The sequence below is a fragment of the Cellvibrio sp. genome (genome assembly GCF_053579595.1).
This window is the reverse complement of record NZ_JBRFPI010000471.1, coordinates 1-3097: the sequence shown is the minus strand read 5'-3', so window position 1 is coordinate 3097 and position 3097 is coordinate 1. Positions and strand designations below refer to the sequence as shown.

General features: G+C 45.0%; 3 protein-coding genes. All 3 read right to left on the bottom strand.

Translation table 11 applies throughout. The features are described 5' to 3' along the window. Window positions 1–1783, bottom strand: a 1783-nt coding sequence (locus ACWA6V_RS19870) for a glycoside hydrolase family 9 protein (protein WP_449524118.1), incomplete at its 3' end; no start/stop codon positions are given. A gap of 139 nt (window positions 1784–1922) precedes the next feature. Further along, complete coding sequence (locus tag ACWA6V_RS19865; protein WP_449524117.1) at window positions 1923–2687, bottom strand: hypothetical protein; 765 nt, start codon at window positions 2685–2687, stop codon at window positions 1923–1925. Then, entirely contained in the window at window positions 2671–2976 is a 306-nt protein-coding gene (locus ACWA6V_RS19860) for a hypothetical protein (RefSeq protein ID WP_449524116.1), read from the bottom strand. Before ACWA6V_RS19860 ends, ACWA6V_RS19865 begins: the two co-directional genes overlap by 17 nt. Window positions 2977–3097: the final 121 nt, after the last annotated feature.

The following is a 3097-nucleotide window of genomic DNA, read 5'->3' as shown; positions in this document are numbered from 1 at the left end:
CCTTTTTTGCGGTTGCCAAACATTCATTAGCAAGTTCATCGTTGAATCCGGATAATGCCCTGCTCGCTGCGGCAAGCGCCGCAGCAAAACCATAATTTAATGAAGAGGATTTACTGGTAAAGGCCCAGCGATCATCGAATTTGCCACTTTTAAAACCATCGGTTTCCAGCTCGCCCATTTTGGGATCGTAAATTAAATTGTCCGTTTTGGTGATGCCATCGCCCAGATGGTGATATTGATCAATATGCGCCTCTACGATTCCGGGAATCGCATGGCCCACAGCGCGATGCTGCGCGATCAACGCAAGTGTTCCGTGTTCGATTTGTTGCAACACGTCGGGCTTGCCATCTGCCGTGTGCAAGTCAACGAATTTGCGCGCATAATCCACGCGCGTAGTGTCACGCTTCAAACCAAAAGTTTCCCACGCGGTTACCAAAGTATTCACCACATCGTATTGCGTCTGCGTACGGATGTCGTAATCGCCTGCGTCATACCAGCCGCCGATATTTAAACCGGGAATATGCTCGCCGGGTTCATAAGGTGTATCAGTTGTCGGCCCCTGCGCATACAAATCAAAATGTTCGATATTCACTGGCGCTTGCAAAGCATCATCAAGATGGGATGCACCATGCCAAATACGATAGGATTCGTTGATCGTCATATGATCCATTTGCACCGGCAAATACATATCCAGCGTTGGATGCCATGCAGCTTGGTAAACCGCTTTATCAATGCGGAAGCTGTGAGTTTCCTGATCGCCATAAGTGATTGCATACAATCCCGGCGTTTGAATTTTGCTGAAATCAAATTGGTGATATTCGTAACGCAAATATTTTCCCCAACTTTTGGGCTTTTCACTCAATACTGTTTTACGCGTGCCATCGGCATTAATTTTTACCAAGCTGGCTTTCTGGATTTTTTTATCGCGCGCATCCAACTCAATTACAGCGACTTTTTTCTGCGCTGGATGATAACCCACCTGCGAATGTGCAATCATGGGTTTGCGAATCCAGTTTTTTACCGTCGCCGCATCGATTTGCCATTCGATCACCGCGCCGGTTTTATTCGCCGGAATTTTGCTGCGCACCACAAACCATCCGTTTTGTGCCTTGCCACGACCATCATAAAGTTCGAGCGGTGTGCTCGCAGAACGAATGCTCACACGACGCTCGTTATCTTCCGGAGCAAATACCAAATGCTGCCCTTGCGCGAGCGCAATGGGATCAGCTTTACCATTAATTTCTTTTAGACCCGTGGGATAAACCGGAAAGCCGCCAGCCGTGTCATCCATCAAAAACGATTTATGGAAGTAAGCTGCAGGCAAAAACTCCAAATTAAAACCGGCTTTGCCTTCAAGGGATTTTGGTAGCGGTTTTGGCAAGTTAACTGTTAAACGCACGCCTGCCGCGTTTCTAGTCACTTTGATGGAGAAATCAAACTGCTCATCCGGATAATGCAGAAATGCTTCGATGGATTGATCTTCGCGATTCACTTTGCGCTCTTTGAACATGGGCGTCATATCCCACTGCTCCGGCGTCGCATTCAAACGCACATCACCGTTAGTAACCGTGCGCTCACCGTGATGAATTAATTCCACACCACTGGTTTTGGAATCGCTAAAAAGCCCGTCATACCAATTGCTAAACACCAGCACATTCAAGCCGGGCTTTTCAAAATAGTCTTTATCGTTAAGGGTGAGGTCGTCTTTTGCCTGAGCAGGCAAGGCGAGAGAAACAAACAAAACGGCGAGTAAACCCCGCCATTGACCGAGTTGATATGCCATGTACATCTCCAGTTTATTATTGGTGCAGACTTATAGTCTAAGTGCACATAACATACTGGTATACGAGATTTACACTTAATAACGGAGGTTTACTTGGGCATTCCAATAAGAATTACTGCTGAACCCACCAACTGTAAATCTACTGAGGTCGGTAAAAATACGCAGGCAAAATACCCGTTGTAATCAACGACTCCAGATTTTTACCTTGCAGGGATGATTTTTCAATCAACCCCGCCAAATAACCACTCACACCGGGCATCACAATAATGAGTTTGAGTTGCTGATCCTGTTCGAGCAATCCAATCTGGTTGGGGAACCAACTATCACTACCGTTTACCCACACTGACAGCAATTCATTATTCTGCCCCGATTGCTGCCGGGGTTTGCCCCATAATTTTGTAAGCGCAGCAACGGAGTTTGCTTTGGGTAAATCAGCCAAATGGCTAACGTATAGTTGCAGCGTTTCCGTTAACCAGCGATCACTCACTGGCTTTATCGATTTTGTTTCCGCATTAAATTCACGCCATTTAGTTTCGGTAAGCGCAATTGTATTTGATGGCTCACCTTCACACACCACTTCACCGTACTGAATAAATTCTTGGCGTCCGATGTTGACGTTATTGCCCGCGATGGGGACGTACATATCAAAATTCAGTAAGTGCTTCTTGTTATACAAAACCTGAAACCCACCGGGGCATAATTGCCCGGCGGTGGTATTCCAGTAAGTTTCGGCGAGTTTTGCGTGTTTGAGATAATACTCGATGCGGTAGTGGTTTTCGTCTGCGGGAACCACCACGTAACCTTGGCCGTTTTTTAGGGGGCGTTGGGTTGGGGTGCAGGCCAATAAAAAAATAATTAGCACCAACAATTCAAAAATCGCAGGCAAACTACATAATTTTTTCATTTTCAAATAACACAAGCAAATTACCATCATCCAGTTTATTTTTAAGATATGCCACGGCGTCTGACTCATTGTGATCGGTAAATTTATTATTGCGATACACAATGCAATTACTCAAAGAAGAAAAACCAAATTCTTGTGCAATCTCTTTAGACACTTCATCCGTAACAACTACGGGGGCAACAATAAAGTCTCGCCGAAAATGATCGTAAAAATCGCCGACAACCTCTTGAAGTTGGGCCTCAAAAAGGACCTTATCTTTATTACTATGTAAAAAAATATTTATTGCCATGAACTCACCTCAGACTAATGACGTCGCCGCTTTTCGTAATAATTATTAGCTTCTGTAAATCAGGAATTGCATAGGATTCAAACTGGCTTTTCAATGCGGAAAATTCAACATCGCTGTCCTG

Coding starts and splice junctions, on each gene's coding strand:
- ACWA6V_RS19865 (WP_449524117.1), bottom strand. CDS start 2,687: ATGAAAAAATTATGTAGTTTGCCTGCGATTTTTGAATTGTTGGTGCTA.
- ACWA6V_RS19860 (WP_449524116.1), bottom strand. CDS start 2,976: ATGGCAATAAATATTTTTTTACATAGTAATAAAGATAAGGTCCTTTTT.